Here is a 14,424-nt window from a genome sequence, read left to right as displayed (position 1 = left end):
GGCCAGAGGGGGGTGCGAAGGAACGCTACCGTTGGCCGGATCGGTTCACCGACAGGATGAATGTGGGACTGCCAAGAATTGACAGGCTGGCGGGACAGCACCCCCCTCTGCCCTGCCGGGCATCTCCCCCGCAAGGGGGGAGATTGGCAGTTTCAACGCCTCAAAACATAAACGCCGCCGTCGCCGGGTTTGACCCCGTTCGGCCGTCGGCGCCGCCCAGGCCGCACTATCCTGCGAACGTCTCGACGATGATGCGGGCCATACGCACGATCGGCAAGGATGCAAATGCGCCGGCAAGCGCTGAACGCCGGGTGATCGAGGTCATCTGTTTCTCCATTTTGGGCAGGTTTTTTGGGGCGCAGGCGGAGCGTCGGTGAAAAGTGCATTGGCCAAGGAGCGCCGAAGCGATCGGACGCGCGGCTAGTCGGTGAGCCGCGACAGCACCTGGTAGGCCGCCCTGACTCGCGCCTCATTCGGGTAAGCCTTGTTCGCCAGCATGACGATGCCGATCTTCCTCGACGGGACATAGGCGACATAGGCGCCGAAGCCGTTCGTCGAGCCGGTCTTGTTGAGCACCACGTCGGCGCGTGGCGCCATCGGCGGCTCGATCGCAGTTGCAGGGATCGGCTGAAGCATACTGGGCGCATTCCCGGCGACGATCTTCGCCAGGTCGACCGGATAGGGATACTGCTCCCAGATCAGATCCTGGATGAGTTCGCCAGCGCGGAAATAACCGGTGTGGGTGGCTTCGAGCGCGCGTGCGACATCGTCCGGCACCTTGCCGACGCCCATGTTGGCCTCGATGAAGCGGATCATGTCGACTGCGTTCGACTTGATCCCGTAGGCCTCTTCGGCGAGCAATGCCGGGGTGACGCGGACAGGCTTGTCGTTGCGGTTGTAGCCCCAGGCGTAGGATTTCATCTGTGCGGCCGGGACGTTGACGTAAGTTCGCCGCAAGCCGAGTTCCGGCAACAGCCGTTTTTCCATCAGCGCCGGAAAGCTCGCGCCCATCGCCTTGGCGGTGGCCATCCCGAGCAGGCCGATGCTCGGGTTGGCGTAGGTGCGGGTGGTGGCGGCCGCGAATTGCGGCTTCCATTGGCGATAATAGGCGATGAGCTGTTTTTGCGTCTTCACCGTATCGGGCAGCTGCAGCGGGAAACCGCCGGCCGTGTGCGTGGCGAGGTCGAGCAGCCTGACATCGCCCAGCGCGCTGCCTTGAAGCTCGGGCATGTGCTTGCCGACCTTGTCGCCAAGCGCCAGCTTGCCCTCGACCTCGGCATAGGCCGCGAGCGTCGCGGTGAAGGTTTTGCTGATCGAGCCGAGCTCGAACAATGTATCGCGCGTGACGGCGGCCCGGGTGTCCTTTTCGGCCACGCCATAGTCGATGAAGAAGCGCTCGCCGTTCACGGACACGGCGACGGCCATCCCCGGAATGCCGTACTGGGCGATCACCGGCTTCACCGCCTCATCGACGAGCTGCCTTATCTTGGCGTCCTGATCGGCGGCGCGAGCGCCCGACAGACTGCCCGGGGCGCAGGCGAGGACGACGGCAGCGATGGTGAAGCGAAGCCGGCTGCACATGATCTGCTCCCTCTGGGTCGGACGATTGCGGGTTTATGACCCCTTCGAACCGGCTACAAACGATGATAAATCGCAACAGCTATAAGATAATCTTGGGCATCGATGGTTCGACCTTACCTGCCGCTCAATGCATTGCGGGCCTTCGAGGCGTCGGCCAGGCATCTCAGCTTCACACGTGCCGGCATCGAACTGGCGGTGACGCAGGCCGCCGTTAGCCAGCAGGTTCGATCGCTCGAACAGCGGCTCGGCGTGCAGCTGTTTCGCAGGTTGCCTCGCGGCCTCAAGATCACGGCGGAAGGCGAGGCTCTGCTGCCGATCGTCGGCGACGCCTTCGACCGCCTGGCGCGATCGCTGGAGCGGGTCGGATCTGGAAAACTGCGCGAACCGCTCGTCGTCGGCGCCGTCGGAACCTTCGCCGTCGGCTGGCTGCTTCCGAGACTGGAAGACTTCCGGCGCACCCATCCGTTCGTCGAGCTGCGCCTGTCCACCAACAACAACCGCGTCGACCTGGCGGCCGAGGGATTGGATTTTTCGATCCGCTTCGGCAACGGCGCCTGGAATGGACTTGATGCGACGGAACTTTTCGAAGCACCTCTGACGCCGCTTTGCACGCCGGAACTGGCGGCGACGCTTCACGCGCCGCAGGACCTCGGCGCGCTTACCTTGCTGCGCAGCTACCGTCAGGACGAATGGAGCCGCTGGTTCGAGGCCGCCGGCATGGAAGCGCCTGCGAACTTCGCGAGCGCGATCGTCTTCGATTCTTCACTGGCGATGATGGAAGCCGCCGAACAAGGGGCAGGCGTTGCGCTGGCTCCGGCGCTGATGTTTTCGCGACAACTGAGCAAGGGGTCGATAAGGCGCCCTTTCCACGCCTCCATATCGCTCGGCAGCTATTGGCTGACCAAGTTGAAGTCCAGGGAACCGACCGCCGCGATGTCGGCCTTTGCGGACTGGATCACCAGCTTGGAACCGGACAGACGAAGCGCGCCCAGCTAGCGGTGCTTCAGCCGGCTTTCGCCGCCTCCGATGCCCCGAACCTCAGCCCATCCATCAAGAGCTTCACCAGCCGCCCCGAGCGGTCCCGCCAGTCGGGCGTGTTGGGGGCGGAGTAGATGCCGCCCAGCGCATGCAGCACGTCCGACGCATCGACGTCGGCGCGGATCTTCCCCGCAGCTGCGGCCTGTTCGACCAGCCCCTTCAGCGCGCCGGATACGCGGCCTGAGGTATCGGAGAACAGCGTCGAGTTGGTGGTGAGCAACAGCCGCAGGCTTGTCGCCAGACCGCGCTTGGTGGCGATATAGTCGACGAAGCGCTGCATCCAGAGTTCCAGCGCCACATCGGCCGGATGAGCGCCGGCAAGTTCCTCGGCCGCATGGCAGAGCGCTTCCACCTCGCGGCGGTAGACCACCTCGACCAGATGCTCGCGCGTCGGGAAATGCCGGTAGAGCGTGCCGATGCCGACTCCTGCCCGCTTGGCGATCTCCTCCAGCGAGGCATCGACACCCTCGGCGGCAAACGCCTGCGTCGCCGCCTCGACAAGCTTGTCGCGGTTGCGCTGCGCATCGGCGCGCAGCGGCTTTGGCGCCGGCGTTTCAGGCTTTTCGGCAGGCTCCGAGGGCTGTTCAGTCAGTTTTTTCTCCACTGTCGCAATATGGGGCTTGAACCCATCCGGGTCAGCCCCCCACGTAAATAAACGGAGGCGCCTCCGTTTTAGTGGAGTTGTCTTATCATATAATCAGGGGAAGCGATATGTCACGGGGTAAGCGCCTAATCTTCCCCCTCGAGGGGGAGATGTCGCCGAAGGCGACAGAAGGGGTCGCCGCGCGTGAAACGCCTTGCTGGCGCGCGACGCGCGAGGGCGTTGGCGCTCTACGTGAGACGACCCCCTCTGCCCTGCCGGGCATCTCCCCCGCAAGGGGGGAGATTAGCTGCTTCGACGCCTTGCCCCTCTCCTCCCAAGCCCCATTTCCCTCCCCCTAGCGTCCAGCAATCGGAGCCCGACGCCTCATGACCAGCCAGACAATCATCGATCCTCCCGAAGACGGCCATTTCAGGAACGGCCAGGCCAGCAATGGCGCAAGCCCCACCACCTTGTCCATCCACCTCACCATCAACGGCCGTGACCACGCGCTCGATATCGAGCCGCGGGTTACCCTGCTCGACGCGTTGCGCGAGCGGCTCCACCTCACCGGCACCAAGAAGGGCTGCGACCAGGGCCAGTGCGGCGCCTGCACCGTTCATGTCGACGCATGGCGTCGACCGGAATACCGTCGCTGCCGTCGCTCAGGTCGACGACTGCCGGCGTCTCGTCATAGCTGACCTTGACCAGCGCCGCGGCGGCGACGGCCTGCTCGAAGGTCTCGGCCACGACGGCAGCAATGTGCTGGCCGGAAAAGGTGACCTCGCGGACGAGCGGGCAATAGGTTTCTTCGGACGGCTGTCTGCCGAACCAGTCCGATGCCGAATTCAGGTCCATGATGGTGTCGGGCGTCAGCACCGCGAGCACGCCTGGCGCGGTTTCCGCCGCGCGCGTGTCGATGCCGGTGACCTTGCCGGCGGCAATCGTCGCGCCGACCAGTACCGCATGGGTCAGGCCTTCGAGGTGCTGTTCGAACGCGTAACGCGCGGCGCCGGTGATCTTGGCCGGGCCGTCGACGCGCGACAGGCGCCCGCCCACCGCTTCGAGGCGCGCGCTGTCGGAGCCTGCGTGTTTCATGTCATGAACGGTCATGCCGTTTCTCCCAATTTCAGGATGGCGCGCGCGATCACGCGGGGCGCCAATGCGATCTTGTAGTGGTTGGCGCCGTGGTCGACGGCGCCCTCCATGACGAGCTCGCTCGCCTTGCGAACGGACGCTTCGTCGAGCGGCTTGCCCTTCAGCGCCTCTTCGACGGCGCGCGCCCGCCACGGTTTCGTCGCGACGCCGCCGACCGCGACGCGGATGTCGCGTATGGTGCGGCCGTCGCCCTCGAGCTCCAGTCCGACGGCAGCGCTCGCCGCCGCGAACTCATAGGACTGGCGGTCGCGGACCTTGAGATAGGTCGAGCGCCGGGCCGCGGCCGAGCCCGGGATCTCGATGGCCGTGATCAGTTCGCCGGGGCGGATGTCGTGCTCGCGTTCGGCCGTGGCGCCAGGGGCGAGGAAAAAGTCCTCGTCTCGCCCTATATCGGCGGCGGCTTCGGCTCCAAGGCGCTGGCGCTCGCGCACAGCGCGGTGGCGGCGGCAGCGGCGAAGATGCTCGGACGCCCGGTGAAGCTGGTGCTCAACCGGCCGCAGAATTTCACCTCCTATGGCGGCCGCGCCGCGACGCGCCAGACGGTTGCGATCGGCGCCGACAAGGCGGGCCGCATACAGTCGATCGTGCATCGCGGCGTCAACGAGACGGCGGTCGACGGCATGTGGGTCGAGCCGCTCGGCTCCGTCACCTCGATCATGTATGCGACGCCCAATTTCTCCTCGAAACAGAATGTGGTCAGGGTGAACACGGTGGTGCCGGGGGCGAAGCGCGCGCCGGGCGAGAACCCGAGCGCCTTCGGTATCGAATGCGCCATCGACGAGCTCGCCCAAGAGCTCGGTATCGACCCGCTGGAGATGCGGCTGATCAATTATGCCGAGCAGGATCCCCACGCAAAGAAGGCGTGGTCGACAAGGCAGTTGCGGGAGGCCTTTGCCGCCGGCGCGGAAGCCTTCGGCTGGGCGAAGCGTTCGCGCGAGCCGCGCTCGATGCGTGACGGCCACCAGCTCATCGGTTGGGGCGTCGCGGCCGGCACCTATCCGGTTCGGCGCGCCTATGGCGAGGCCGTGGTGAAGCTCCTGGCCGACGGCTCGGTCGAGGTCGAGAGCTCCTCCATCGACATGGGCCAGGGCACCTACACGATCCTGGCGCAGACCGCGGCCGAGACGCTTGGCGTGCCGGTGGAGAAGGTGTCGGTGAGGCTGGGGGATTCCCATTTCGCCCGCGCCGGCGTCACCGGCGGCTCGCGGCTTGCCGGGGTCATGACCGGCGCCGTCTACAAGGCGGCGGGCCAGGCGCTGGACGAGCTGATCGGGCTGGCGCTCTCCGATCCGCGCTCGCCCTTCCATGGGCTGCAGGCGAACACGCTGCAAGTGAAGGGTGGCCGCATCGCCTCGCCGCGCGGTGACGGCCCGGAGTTCTCGATCGCCGAGTTGATGCGCGCCCTCGGTCGCGAAAAGATCGAGGCCAAGGGCGACACTGTCCCGGCCAGTTTCACGCCGGAGCAGCGCTATGACAACTACACCACCATCGCCATGGCGCTGCCGCACACCGAGGGCGATTATTCCCGCCACTCCTGGTGCGCGCATTTCGTCGAGGTGCGCGTCGACGAGGATTTTGGCACGGTGCGCGTGTCGCGCGTCGTGTCGGCGCTGGACTCCGGCCGGCTCTACAACCCCAAGCTGGCGGAGAGCCAGTGGAAGGGCGGCATCATCATGGGTATCGGCCAGGCGCTGCTGGAAGAAGGCATCGTCGACCGCCGCCATGGCCGCATCGTCAACGGCAATCTCGCCGACTACATGCTGCCGACCAATGCCGACATCCCGGATATCCAGACGATCTCGGTCGGCATCCCCGACCCGCATTCCTCGGCGCTGGGCGGCAAGGGCGTCGGCGAGCTCGGCATCGTCGGCGTCGCGCCGGCGATTGCCAACGCGGTGTTCCACGCGACGGGGAAGCGGGTGCGGGACCTGCCGATTACGCTGGAGAAGTTGATTTAGCGCCGGCCTTGTCTCCCCCCTCGAGGGGGAGATGTCGCCGAAGGCGACAGAGGGGTCGCCGCGCGTGGGGCGCCAACCTACAACCGTCGCAATAGGCTGAGTCCAGTCGGACCGACCCCCTCTGCCCTGCCGGGCATCTCCCCCTCGAGGGGGGAGATCACCTGCCCTGGCTCTGGCCCTTCAAAAACTGGCTGAGCAGATCCACCGGCAGCGGGAAGACCACGGTCGATGAGCGCTCGCCGGCGATGTCGTGCAGGGCCTCGAAATAGCGCAGCTGCATGGCCTGCGGTTCGGCCGCCAGCATGCGGCCGGCCTCGACCAGCTTGGCCGCCGCCTGCTGCTCGCCGTCGGCGTTGATGACCTTGGCGCGCCGCAGCCGCTCGGCCTCTGCCTGCTTGGCGATGGCCCGGACCATGCTCTCATTCAGGTCGACATGCTTGATCTCGACATTGGAGACCTTGATGCCCCAGGCGTCGGTGCGCTGGTCGAGGATGTCCTGGATGTCGCTGTTGAGCTTGTCGCGCTCGGCCAGCATCTCGTCCAGCTCGTGCTTGCCGAGCACCGAACGCAGCGTGGTCTGCGCCAGCTGGTTGGTGGCGGTCATGAAATCCTCGACCTGGATGATCGCCCGCTCGGCGTCGACGATGCGGAAATAGAGCACCGCGTTGACCTTGACCGAGACATTGTCGCGCGAGATGACGTCCTGCGGCGGCACGTCCTGCACCACAACGCGCAGGTCCACGCGCACCATCTGCTGGATGAAGGGAACGAGCAGGATGAGGCCGGGCCCCTTGACCCCGGTGAAGCGGCCGAGCGTGAAGACCACGCCGCGCTCATATTCCCTCAGGATGCGGATCGCCGCCGACAGGAACATGATCACCAGCAGCGCGAGGATCAGATAGGCGACATAGCCGAGCGTCATTGTTTTGCTCCGTCGTTTCCCGCTCCGTTGTGACCGGCACCACGCCTCCGCACCGTCAGCACGAGATCGCTGACGGCGGTCACCTCAGCACGATCTCCGGGCGCGATCGGCTCCTCGGCCTTGGCGCGCCAGCGCTCGCCGAGCGCCAGCACATGACCTTCTCCGCCTTCCCAGTCGAGAACGTCCACGGAAAGACCGTGCATGGCCCCGCCGCCGACGCGCGGCGGATTGCGGCGCGCCGCCCAGAGGTAGCTGCCGGCCAGCAGCGCGAGGCCCAGCGTCAGCGCCGCGGCGGGGCCGATGACCGCCCACGATATGGCGAAGCCCGGCCCCTCGACCTTGAGCAGCATGGCCGCGCCGAGCAGGAACGCGGCCGCGCCGCCGACACCCAGCACCACTGTCGGGCTGAATGCCTCGACGATGAGGAAGGCGACGCCGAGCAGCATCAGGGCGAGACCGGTATAGTTGATCGGCAAGAGATCGAGCGCGTAGAGGCCGAGTACGAGGCAGATGGCGCCAATGACGCCAGGCGCCACCGCACCTGGGCTCGTGACCTCGAAGACGATGCCGTAGAAGCCGATCAGCATCAGGAGGACGGCAACGTTCGGATCGGTGATGACCGCGAGAAGCCGGATGAACCAGCCGGGATCCAGGACCTCGACGGCCAGGCCCTTCGTCGCCAGCACCTCTTTCTTGCCGGCCACGTCGACGGTGCGGCCGTCGGCGAGCTGCAGCAGCTCCGCCGTGTCACGGGCGACGAAGTCGATGACATGTTGCTGCAGCGCCGCACCTGCCGAGAGGCTCGCCGCCTCGCGAACCGCCTTCTCGCCCCAGTCGCCATTGCGCCCGCGCAGTTCGGCGAGGGAGCGGATTAGCGCCACCGCGTCGTTGGTCGCCTTGGCCGTCATCGGGTCCCCGGCTGGCTTCCCGGTGTCCTTGTCGTCCTTCTCACCGCCGGGAAGCGAGGGCAGCCCGCCGATCTCGACCGGAGTCGCGGCGCCCAGATTGGTGCCGGGCGCCATCGCCGCGACATGGGTCGAGTAAAGGATATAGGTTCCGGCGCTCGCCGCATGACCGCCGGCGGGCGCGACATAGCCGATGACGGGAACGGGGGACGCCAGGATATCGGCGATCATCTCGCGCATCGAGGTGACGAGGCCGCCGGGCGTGTCGAGCTGAAGGATGAGAGCCCCGGCGTTGCGCTCGGCCGCGGTCTTGAGCGCTTCCTTGAGCTGGCGCGAACTCGCCGGACCGATGGCGCCGTCAATCGCGATGCTCAAGGCCATCCTCTCCCCCGCCGTTTCGGCCGAGGAGAAGGGGAAAACCGCCGCGGCGGCCATGAAAGCCGCTGCCAGAAGGGCCACCCGCGCGAGTTTCACGCCTCAAAGCTCCTTGGGATTCAATATGGGGTTGTGCCGGGGCAAGTCCAATGAGGGCAGCGGAGCGGGTAATCTCCCTCCTCACGATTCCACGGCAATTTCGACGTCGCCTCCAACGCTGGCTCCCTCGCCCGTACGTCATTGTCCCCATCGACGGCGCGAATGAACGCGCTCGCAACAATGGAGACGACAATGACGACGATGGATCGTTTGCAGTACGAAACCGACCGCACGGGCTTCAACCTGTTCGGCTCTGCCCGCCGCGGATTGCGGCTGGCCTATCACGCCATGCGGATGCGCAGCGATCGCGCCGCGCTGCGCGCCATGCCAGACTATTTGCTCAAAGACATGGGCATCAGCCGCTCGCAGATCGAGCACTACACGTCCACGCGCGCCGCGCTCGCCGCAGCCGGCAGGACGGATGCCTGAAGCGGATGAACGACTGCATCGGCGGCCGGCCGGACGGCTGGTGAAAACCCCGGCTCGCCGGGGTTTTCGCGTTCCGACGCGAGGCACTGCCGGCATTGGAACCGGTCGCGGGCTGTCCGCCCAAATGAAACGGGCGATGCAATTTCCACGGTGGGCGTATCAGAAATTCCACGCTGCCATCCACTCTCGTTCAAACGCATCGGCGTCAGAAAGGAAGCCGTCACGGCAACCAAGCCGCAAAGCAACCTTCGGAGTAGTCACATGCAACCCAGCACCAAACCTGCCCGCGTTCCGCTCAACGGCGTCGACACACCGAACCTCCTGGCGACCATCAATTTCGTCGCCGGTCAGCCGGAGCTGGCGAAGTTCCAGTTCCGCGCCCACAACGAATGGATCGAAGGCACCCACAGCAAGAGCGTCATGCATGGCTTCCACGGTGCCGGCCAGGAGCAGAAGCACGAGAAGCCCTTCTATGCCGACAGCGACCATCCGGCGATCCTGTGCGGCGCCGACAACGCCCCGACCCCTGTCGAGTGGCTGCTGCATGGGCTGGCGAGCTGCCTGATGGCGGGGCTCGCCAACATCGCCGCCGCGCGCGGCATCAAGCTCACCAGCGTGAAGTGCTCGGTCGACGGCGACATCGACCTGCGCGGCATCCTCGGCATCTCGGACGAGGTACGCAACGGCTTCCAGAACATCCAGGTGTCGTTCGAGGTCGAGGGCGACGCGCCGGCCGAGAAGCTTGAGCAGCTGGTCGAGCAGGCCCGCGCACGCTCGGCCGTGTTCGACGTGCTGACCAACGGCGTGCCGGTCACGGTCGGCATCAAGACCATCCAGTGATCTAAAGCGCGTCGTCCTGAAAACGGTTCAGGCGACGCGCCTTAGTTCTTTGTTTTGACGCATGTCGTTGTCCCAGAACCGCTGCACACTTCTGGGCGAAATGCGTTAGCTGAAGCGACGGTTCGGAGAAATCCGGACCGTCTCTCCCAGGGCCTCGGAACAGAGCCATGAAACATGCTGACGTCGTCATCATCGGCGGCGGGCAGGCCGGGCTTGCGCTCAGCCATTGCCTTGGCCGCGCCGGAATCGACCATGTCGTGCTGGAGCGCGGCCGCATCGGCGAGCGCTGGCGCACGCAGAGCTGGCGATCGCTGAGGCTGTTGACGCCGAACTGGCTGAACGGCCTGCCCGGCTCGCCCTATGACGGCCCGGACCCCGACGGCTTCAGGACAAAGGACGTGTTCGTCCATGATCTCGAAACCTATGCAAGCCGCTGGCAGGTGCCGGTGGAATGCAAGGTCGAGGTCACCTCCTGCAGGCGGACCGGCGGCGGCTTCGCGCTCGCCACCGGCGCCGGCGACTGGTTGGCCAGGGTCGTAGTGGTGGCGACGGGGCATTGCGATCGGCCGATGATGCCCTTTGTGTCCGAGACCAGAGGCGGACCGCTGAATATCCACGCTTCGCAGTATCGCTCTCCCGGCGAGCTGCCGCCCGGCGGGGTGCTGATCGTCGGCGCCTCATCTTCCGGCGTGCAGATCGCCGACGAGCTCGCGCGCGCCGGCCGGCGGGTGATGCTGTCCGTCGGCAAGCATACGCGCCTGCCGAGACTGTGGCGCGGCAAGGACATCTTCTTCTGGCTCTGTCAGATGGGCGTGATGGCCCAGCCGCTCGACGGACTTGCCAATCCGGAGAGCGCCAGGCGGCAACCCTCGCTGCAACTCGCCGGACGACCGGACAAGGCCAATGTCGACCTTGCCACACTGCAGGCCCTCGGCGTCGAGCTCACCGGCCGCGTGCGCGGCATAGCCAACCGCGAGATCGCCTTTGCCGACGATCTTGCCGCGCAGATCGCGGCGGCGGACGCGAAGCAGGGGCGGCTGCTTGCCGAGATCGACCGCTTCGCCGGCGCCGCGCGGCCCGGCCGGCGCGAGCCGGTGCCGACGCCCTCTGCGCGCCGCCAGCGGCTTTCGCTGACGGAGGGGTCGACCGGCACGGTGATCTGGGCGACGGGCTATGCCCGCTCGTTCGACTGGCTGGAGCCGTCGGCGGTTGGGCCGGATGGCGAGCTGGCGCACCGCGACGGGATCACCAGCGTTCCCGGCCTCTACGCGCTCGGCTTCCGCTTCCTGCGCAAGCGCGATTCCAACTTCATCGGCGGCGCCGGCGTCGACGCGCAAGCGATCGCCGCCGAGGTCTCCAGCTATCTCGACCGCAAAGGTCGCCAAGCCGCCTGAGAGGCCGCCGTGAGGACACCGAAGATGCCAACGACCGCGATTTCCCTGCCGCCCACGCCCAAGCGCGCCCATTACGACGCCATCATCGTCGGTGCGCGCTGCGCCGGCGCCTCGACGGCGCTGCTGCTTGCCCGCGCCGGCCTGACGGTGCTGACGATCGAGCGCCGGCCCTACGGCTCAGACACGCTGTCGACGCACGCGCTGATGCGGCCCGCCGTGCTGCAGCTGTCGCGCTGGGGCCTGCTCAAACCGCTGCTCAGGGCCGGCACGCCGCTGATCGAGACAACGACGTTCCACTATGGCGACGAGGAGATCACCATTCCGCTCAATGCCGGGCCCGATCTTCCCGGGCTGATCGCGCCTAGGCGCACCGTGCTCGACCGCATGCTCGTCGATGCCGCGCGCAAGGCCGGCGCCGAGTTCCTGCACGACGTGGCGGTCGGCGACCTCTTTGCCGACACGCGCGGACGCGTGCGCGGCGTCGAGATCCGCGGCGCCGGCCGCGCGGCCTTACGTTTAAGCGCCGACATCGTGATCGGCGGCGACGGCATCGGCTCCACGGTGGCGAAATGCTGCGACGCGCAAGTGCTCAGAAGGGGCACGGTCTCGGCAGCCCATGTCTATGGCTACGCGCCGGTCGAACCCGGCGCCGGCTATCACTGGTATTTCCGCGACGGCATCGCCGGCTCCCTCATTCCGACCAATGGCGGGCTGACCTGCATCGTCGCTTCGGTGCCGACCAAGCTGTTCGACGAGCGCTTCCGCCTTGATCATTTCCGCGCCCGGATGGAGGTGCTGGAGGCGCTTTCACCGGCACTGGCCGAACAGGCGAGCCGGGCGCCCGACGATGCCCGCCTGCAGGCTTTCCGCGGCGTGCCGGGCTACATCCGCCACGCTCACGGACCAGGCTGGGCGCTGGTCGGCGATGCCGGCTTCTTCCGCGACCCGCTCACCTCGCACGGCATTGCCGACGCGCTGCGCGATGCCGAGGGCTTGGCGCGGGCGATCCTGGACGGATCGGAGGCAGCCTTCGCGACCTGGCAGCAGGAGCGCGATCTCTTCGCCCATCAGATCCTCGACACCACTGACGCCATTGCCGGCTTCGACTGGTCGCTGGCCGATATCGGCGAGCGGCATCGCCGCTTCAGCGCGGTGATGAAGGCCGAGGTTCGGGCGCTCGCCGCACACGCGATCCCGGTCCGCCGCGCCGTGCCCGCCATGAGCGGGCTGGCGACTTATCGAGAGCCGGCAAACAAGGGCGAACCGCAGGCAATGGCGGGCTCGAGCCTCTATCGCAACCGAACGGGAGTAAGACCATGACCGTACATTTGATGAAGGACGGGTGGATAGGCGTCATCAAGGGGCGGCCGCAGGTCGGCGCCGTCGCCGAGCGTTCGCGGCGCACGCAACCGCAGGATATCGACGCCTTCGCGGAGATGACCGGCGACCGCAATCCGCTGCATTACGACAAGGCGTTGGCCGAGGCCTCGGTGTTCGGCAAGCTCATCGTGCAGGGCGGCGTCACCTCCGGCATCCTGAACGCGGTGGTCGCGGAGGACCTTCCCGGGCCCGGCTCGGTGTTCCTCGAAGTCTCCTGGAAATTCGTCAAGGCGGTCGGTGTCGGCGAACTGATCACCGGCCGCGTCGAGGTCAAGGACGTGCGCGCCGACAAGCCGATCACGAAATTGGAGACCTCGGTGCGCAACGAGGCCGGCGAGCTTTGTCTCACCGGCACCGCGACGGTGTTCACCGTGCCGCTCGCCGGGGGCGAGGCGGACAAATGATCGCCGGCAACGGTTCGGCCCGGCTTTCGGTTCCCGAGCCGGGCCGATAGCCGTCAATAGTCGGTGTCGCTTTCGACGGTGACCGGACGATGGTGGTAGCGGTGATGACGCTCGACTGAGCTCGTGACGACGACGGCGTCCGAGCGGTGATGGCGATGCCAGGCGCGGCGGCCGTTGTCATAGAATGCGACGGTGCCGTGATCGCGGTGATGAAGGCGGTGGCCTTCCTCATTGATGACGATGGCGGGACGGTGATGGTAATGGTGCCTGTGATGCGTCGTGATGACCACATCGGCCTCGGCGGCGGATGCGACGGCGGGTGCCGCGACACAAAGCGCCAACGCTGCGAGAAGCACTGTTTTCATTGCAATATTCCTGGCTGGTGGAGCGTCCCTTCGCCGGATAAACCCCTGCCGGGCTGTTTGGTTCCGGCCTGGATCGGGCTGCCCGGCAGCAACGCAGCGAAGGTCATTTCGGGCGTTCGCGCCGCAGCGCAACATATCTGAGGTAAGTGCTCGCCGCGGCGTCGCAGGCGCGTCGCGACGGTCCGTTCGCGATCAACATGGCCTTGGCAAGCTTGTCGGAGAGCCCGTATTTGCTGGCGAAGGACGCTGTTTCATAGGGCTGGTCTTCCAGATCGTCCGCGAGTCCGTCGGTCATATATCGCCTCCCGATGCAATGGCGCGTCAGAAATGCGGAAGCATGACTTAGGTTGCGGCGGTCGATCCTCTTCTTTGCTTTCCGGACTTCAGTCCGACGGCGCTTCGGACGGTTGGCCGATGAGTGGAACGAACGCTCTTGGTCGCCGTTTGCCGGGAAGCAATTCGCCGATGGGAGGATAAATATGGAAGACCCGACCAACAGTGTCCTGGAGGCTCGCTGGCTGCTTGCCGTGCCGGCCTCGATGGTCCTCACCGTGCTGATAGCCGGGTTCCTGCTTTCATAGCGTCGCCCATGAATCGGCTCCTCTTCATCCTCGCCGATTTTCTGTCCCGGCCGCCCGGCTTCTATGCGATGGTTATCGCGATGGTTGCGTGCACCTTGCTCGTACCCTTCGGACTTACCAACACGGTGACCTATGCGCTGTCGGCAGCGGCCATCATCATCACGGGGATCGTGCTTATCCAGGGGTACCGGGACACGGCGGCCATCCACGCCAAACTCGACGAGATCGTGATCGCGCTGCGGCAGACACGCAATGACGTGGTTGGGCTCGAGCATGCGGACACGCAAGAGATCAAGTCGAAGCTGGTCGAGCTGGAGCGCGAAGCGGAAGCCGGCTCGGCCGAGGCGGCATCGCAGAACGAGACGAATGAGGCCGGTGCCGCAGCGGGCGGGGGGCGTTGGGGTAGCTGAAGCAC

General features: G+C 66.3%; 14 protein-coding genes and 3 pseudogenes. 9 read left to right on the top strand and 8 right to left on the bottom strand.

Annotated elements, in window-relative coordinates; genetic code table 11:
* Nucleotides 1-420 precede the first annotated feature (420 nt).
* A complete protein-coding gene (ampC, locus tag EOA79_RS21500; RefSeq protein WP_095824552.1) occupies nucleotides 421-1,581 on the bottom strand; it encodes a class C beta-lactamase in 1,161 nt (386 codons plus the stop codon).
* Between the two features lie 102 nt (nucleotides 1,582-1,683).
* On the opposite strand from ampC, the gene EOA79_RS21495 reads away from it, so the two are divergent.
* Nucleotides 1,684-2,577 (top strand): LysR family transcriptional regulator, encoded by an 894-nt coding sequence (locus EOA79_RS21495; protein ID WP_127335325.1) that lies wholly within the window; start codon nucleotides 1,684-1,686, stop codon nucleotides 2,575-2,577.
* A 7-nt stretch (nucleotides 2,578-2,584) separates the two neighbouring features.
* On the opposite strand, the gene EOA79_RS21490 is transcribed toward EOA79_RS21495, so the two are convergent.
* Complete coding sequence (locus tag EOA79_RS21490) at nucleotides 2,585-3,211, bottom strand: TetR/AcrR family transcriptional regulator (RefSeq protein ID WP_095824675.1); 627 nt, start codon at nucleotides 3,209-3,211, stop codon at nucleotides 2,585-2,587.
* Nucleotides 3,212-3,672: 461 nt separating this feature from the next.
* Here EOA79_RS21490 and EOA79_RS21485 point away from each other — a divergent pair.
* A pseudogene (locus EOA79_RS21485) lies at nucleotides 3,673-3,828 on the top strand (2Fe-2S iron-sulfur cluster-binding protein); the annotation flags it as partial.
* On the opposite strand, the gene EOA79_RS21480 reads toward EOA79_RS21485, so the two are convergent.
* Complete coding sequence (locus EOA79_RS21480) at nucleotides 3,767-4,297, bottom strand: hypothetical protein (RefSeq protein ID WP_245489907.1); 531 nt, start codon at nucleotides 4,295-4,297, stop codon at nucleotides 3,767-3,769. The pseudogene EOA79_RS21485 and the gene EOA79_RS21480 sit on opposite strands and share 62 nt — an antisense overlap.
* 11 nt (nucleotides 4,298-4,308) lie before the next feature.
* Nucleotides 4,309-4,734, bottom strand: a pseudogene (locus tag EOA79_RS21475) (xanthine dehydrogenase family protein subunit M); the annotation flags it as partial.
* Between EOA79_RS21475 and EOA79_RS21470 the strand changes: the two are divergent.
* A pseudogene (locus EOA79_RS21470) lies at nucleotides 4,732-6,315 on the top strand (xanthine dehydrogenase family protein molybdopterin-binding subunit); the annotation flags it as partial. The pseudogenes EOA79_RS21475 and EOA79_RS21470 sit on opposite strands and share 3 nt — an antisense overlap.
* Nucleotides 6,316-6,472: 157 nt before the next feature.
* Here EOA79_RS21470 and EOA79_RS21465 read toward each other — a convergent pair.
* Together EOA79_RS21465 and EOA79_RS21460 are read right to left on the bottom strand one after the other, a co-directional pair.
* Complete coding sequence (locus EOA79_RS21465) at nucleotides 6,473-7,237, bottom strand: slipin family protein (protein ID WP_066999450.1); 765 nt, start codon at nucleotides 7,235-7,237, stop codon at nucleotides 6,473-6,475.
* The gene (locus EOA79_RS21460; protein WP_095824557.1) at nucleotides 7,234-8,616 is read right to left on the bottom strand and encodes a nodulation protein NfeD; all 1,383 of its coding nucleotides are present in this window, start codon (nucleotides 8,614-8,616) and stop codon (nucleotides 7,234-7,236) included. The genes EOA79_RS21465 and EOA79_RS21460 overlap by 4 nt, the downstream gene beginning before the upstream one ends.
* Before the next feature lie 192 nt (nucleotides 8,617-8,808).
* Between EOA79_RS21460 and EOA79_RS21455 the strand changes: the two genes are divergently transcribed.
* From EOA79_RS21455 to EOA79_RS21435, 5 genes are all read left to right on the top strand, one after another.
* Nucleotides 8,809-9,045, top strand: a complete 237-nt coding sequence (locus tag EOA79_RS21455; RefSeq protein ID WP_164746786.1) for a DUF1127 domain-containing protein — start codon at nucleotides 8,809-8,811, stop codon at nucleotides 9,043-9,045.
* 261 nt (nucleotides 9,046-9,306) lie between these two features.
* Complete coding sequence (locus EOA79_RS21450) at nucleotides 9,307-9,885, top strand: OsmC family protein (protein WP_095783432.1); 579 nt, start codon at nucleotides 9,307-9,309, stop codon at nucleotides 9,883-9,885.
* A 167-nt stretch (nucleotides 9,886-10,052) separates the two neighbouring features.
* On the top strand, nucleotides 10,053-11,279 hold the full coding sequence (locus EOA79_RS21445) for an NAD(P)/FAD-dependent oxidoreductase (protein ID WP_095824558.1): 1,227 nt from the start codon (nucleotides 10,053-10,055) through the stop codon (nucleotides 11,277-11,279).
* A 24-nt stretch (nucleotides 11,280-11,303) separates the two neighbouring features.
* Nucleotides 11,304-12,599 (top strand): NAD(P)/FAD-dependent oxidoreductase, encoded by a 1,296-nt coding sequence (locus tag EOA79_RS21440; protein WP_127335324.1) that lies wholly within the window; start codon nucleotides 11,304-11,306, stop codon nucleotides 12,597-12,599.
* Nucleotides 12,596-13,063, top strand: a complete 468-nt coding sequence (locus EOA79_RS21435) for a MaoC family dehydratase (protein ID WP_082953788.1) — start codon at nucleotides 12,596-12,598, stop codon at nucleotides 13,061-13,063. Before EOA79_RS21440 ends, EOA79_RS21435 begins: the two co-directional genes overlap by 4 nt.
* 53 nt (nucleotides 13,064-13,116) lie before the next feature.
* On the opposite strand, the gene EOA79_RS21430 is transcribed toward EOA79_RS21435, so the two are convergent.
* A complete protein-coding gene (locus EOA79_RS21430; RefSeq protein ID WP_095824561.1) occupies nucleotides 13,117-13,428 on the bottom strand; it encodes a hypothetical protein in 312 nt (103 codons plus the stop codon).
* A 103-nt stretch (nucleotides 13,429-13,531) separates the two neighbouring features.
* Nucleotides 13,532-13,723 (bottom strand): hypothetical protein, encoded by a 192-nt coding sequence (locus EOA79_RS21425; protein WP_066999471.1) that lies wholly within the window; start codon nucleotides 13,721-13,723, stop codon nucleotides 13,532-13,534.
* A gap of 294 nt (nucleotides 13,724-14,017) precedes the next feature.
* Here EOA79_RS21425 and EOA79_RS21420 point away from each other — a divergent pair, with 294 nt between their 5' ends.
* Entirely contained in the window at nucleotides 14,018-14,419 is a 402-nt protein-coding gene (locus EOA79_RS21420; protein WP_095801430.1) for a low affinity iron permease family protein, read from the top strand.
* The last annotated feature ends 5 nt before the right edge of the window (nucleotides 14,420-14,424 follow it).

It is taken from the genome of Mesorhizobium sp. M1A.F.Ca.IN.020.03.2.1, assembly GCF_004023205.1.
Classification (GTDB): domain Bacteria; phylum Pseudomonadota; class Alphaproteobacteria; order Rhizobiales; family Rhizobiaceae; genus Mesorhizobium.
Note: the sequence above shows the minus strand (reverse complement) of the source record. Positions and strands in the feature narration are given on the sequence as shown.

Excerpts from the sequence above, each read along its gene's own strand:
- EOA79_RS21440 (WP_127335324.1), top strand. The coding sequence starts at position 11,304 with ATGCCAACGACCGCGATTTCCCTGCCGCCCACGCCCAAGCGCGCCCAT.
- EOA79_RS21455 (WP_164746786.1), top strand. The coding sequence starts at position 8,809 with ATGACGACGATGGATCGTTTGCAGTACGAAACCGACCGCACGGGCTTC.
- EOA79_RS21425 (WP_066999471.1), bottom strand. The coding sequence starts at position 13,723 with ATGACCGACGGACTCGCGGACGATCTGGAAGACCAGCCCTATGAAACA.
- EOA79_RS21420 (WP_095801430.1), top strand. The coding sequence starts at position 14,018 with ATGAATCGGCTCCTCTTCATCCTCGCCGATTTTCTGTCCCGGCCGCCC.
- EOA79_RS21435 (WP_082953788.1), top strand. The coding sequence starts at position 12,596 with ATGACCGTACATTTGATGAAGGACGGGTGGATAGGCGTCATCAAGGGG.
- EOA79_RS21480 (WP_245489907.1), bottom strand. The coding sequence starts at position 4,297 with ATGAAACACGCAGGCTCCGACAGCGCGCGCCTCGAAGCGGTGGGCGGG.
- ampC (WP_095824552.1), bottom strand. The coding sequence starts at position 1,581 with ATGTGCAGCCGGCTTCGCTTCACCATCGCTGCCGTCGTCCTCGCCTGC.
- EOA79_RS21495 (WP_127335325.1), top strand. The coding sequence starts at position 1,684 with ATGGTTCGACCTTACCTGCCGCTCAATGCATTGCGGGCCTTCGAGGCG.
- EOA79_RS21430 (WP_095824561.1), bottom strand. The coding sequence starts at position 13,428 with ATGAAAACAGTGCTTCTCGCAGCGTTGGCGCTTTGTGTCGCGGCACCC.
- EOA79_RS21450 (WP_095783432.1), top strand. The coding sequence starts at position 9,307 with ATGCAACCCAGCACCAAACCTGCCCGCGTTCCGCTCAACGGCGTCGAC.
- EOA79_RS21445 (WP_095824558.1), top strand. The coding sequence starts at position 10,053 with ATGAAACATGCTGACGTCGTCATCATCGGCGGCGGGCAGGCCGGGCTT.
- EOA79_RS21465 (WP_066999450.1), bottom strand. The coding sequence starts at position 7,237 with ATGACGCTCGGCTATGTCGCCTATCTGATCCTCGCGCTGCTGGTGATC.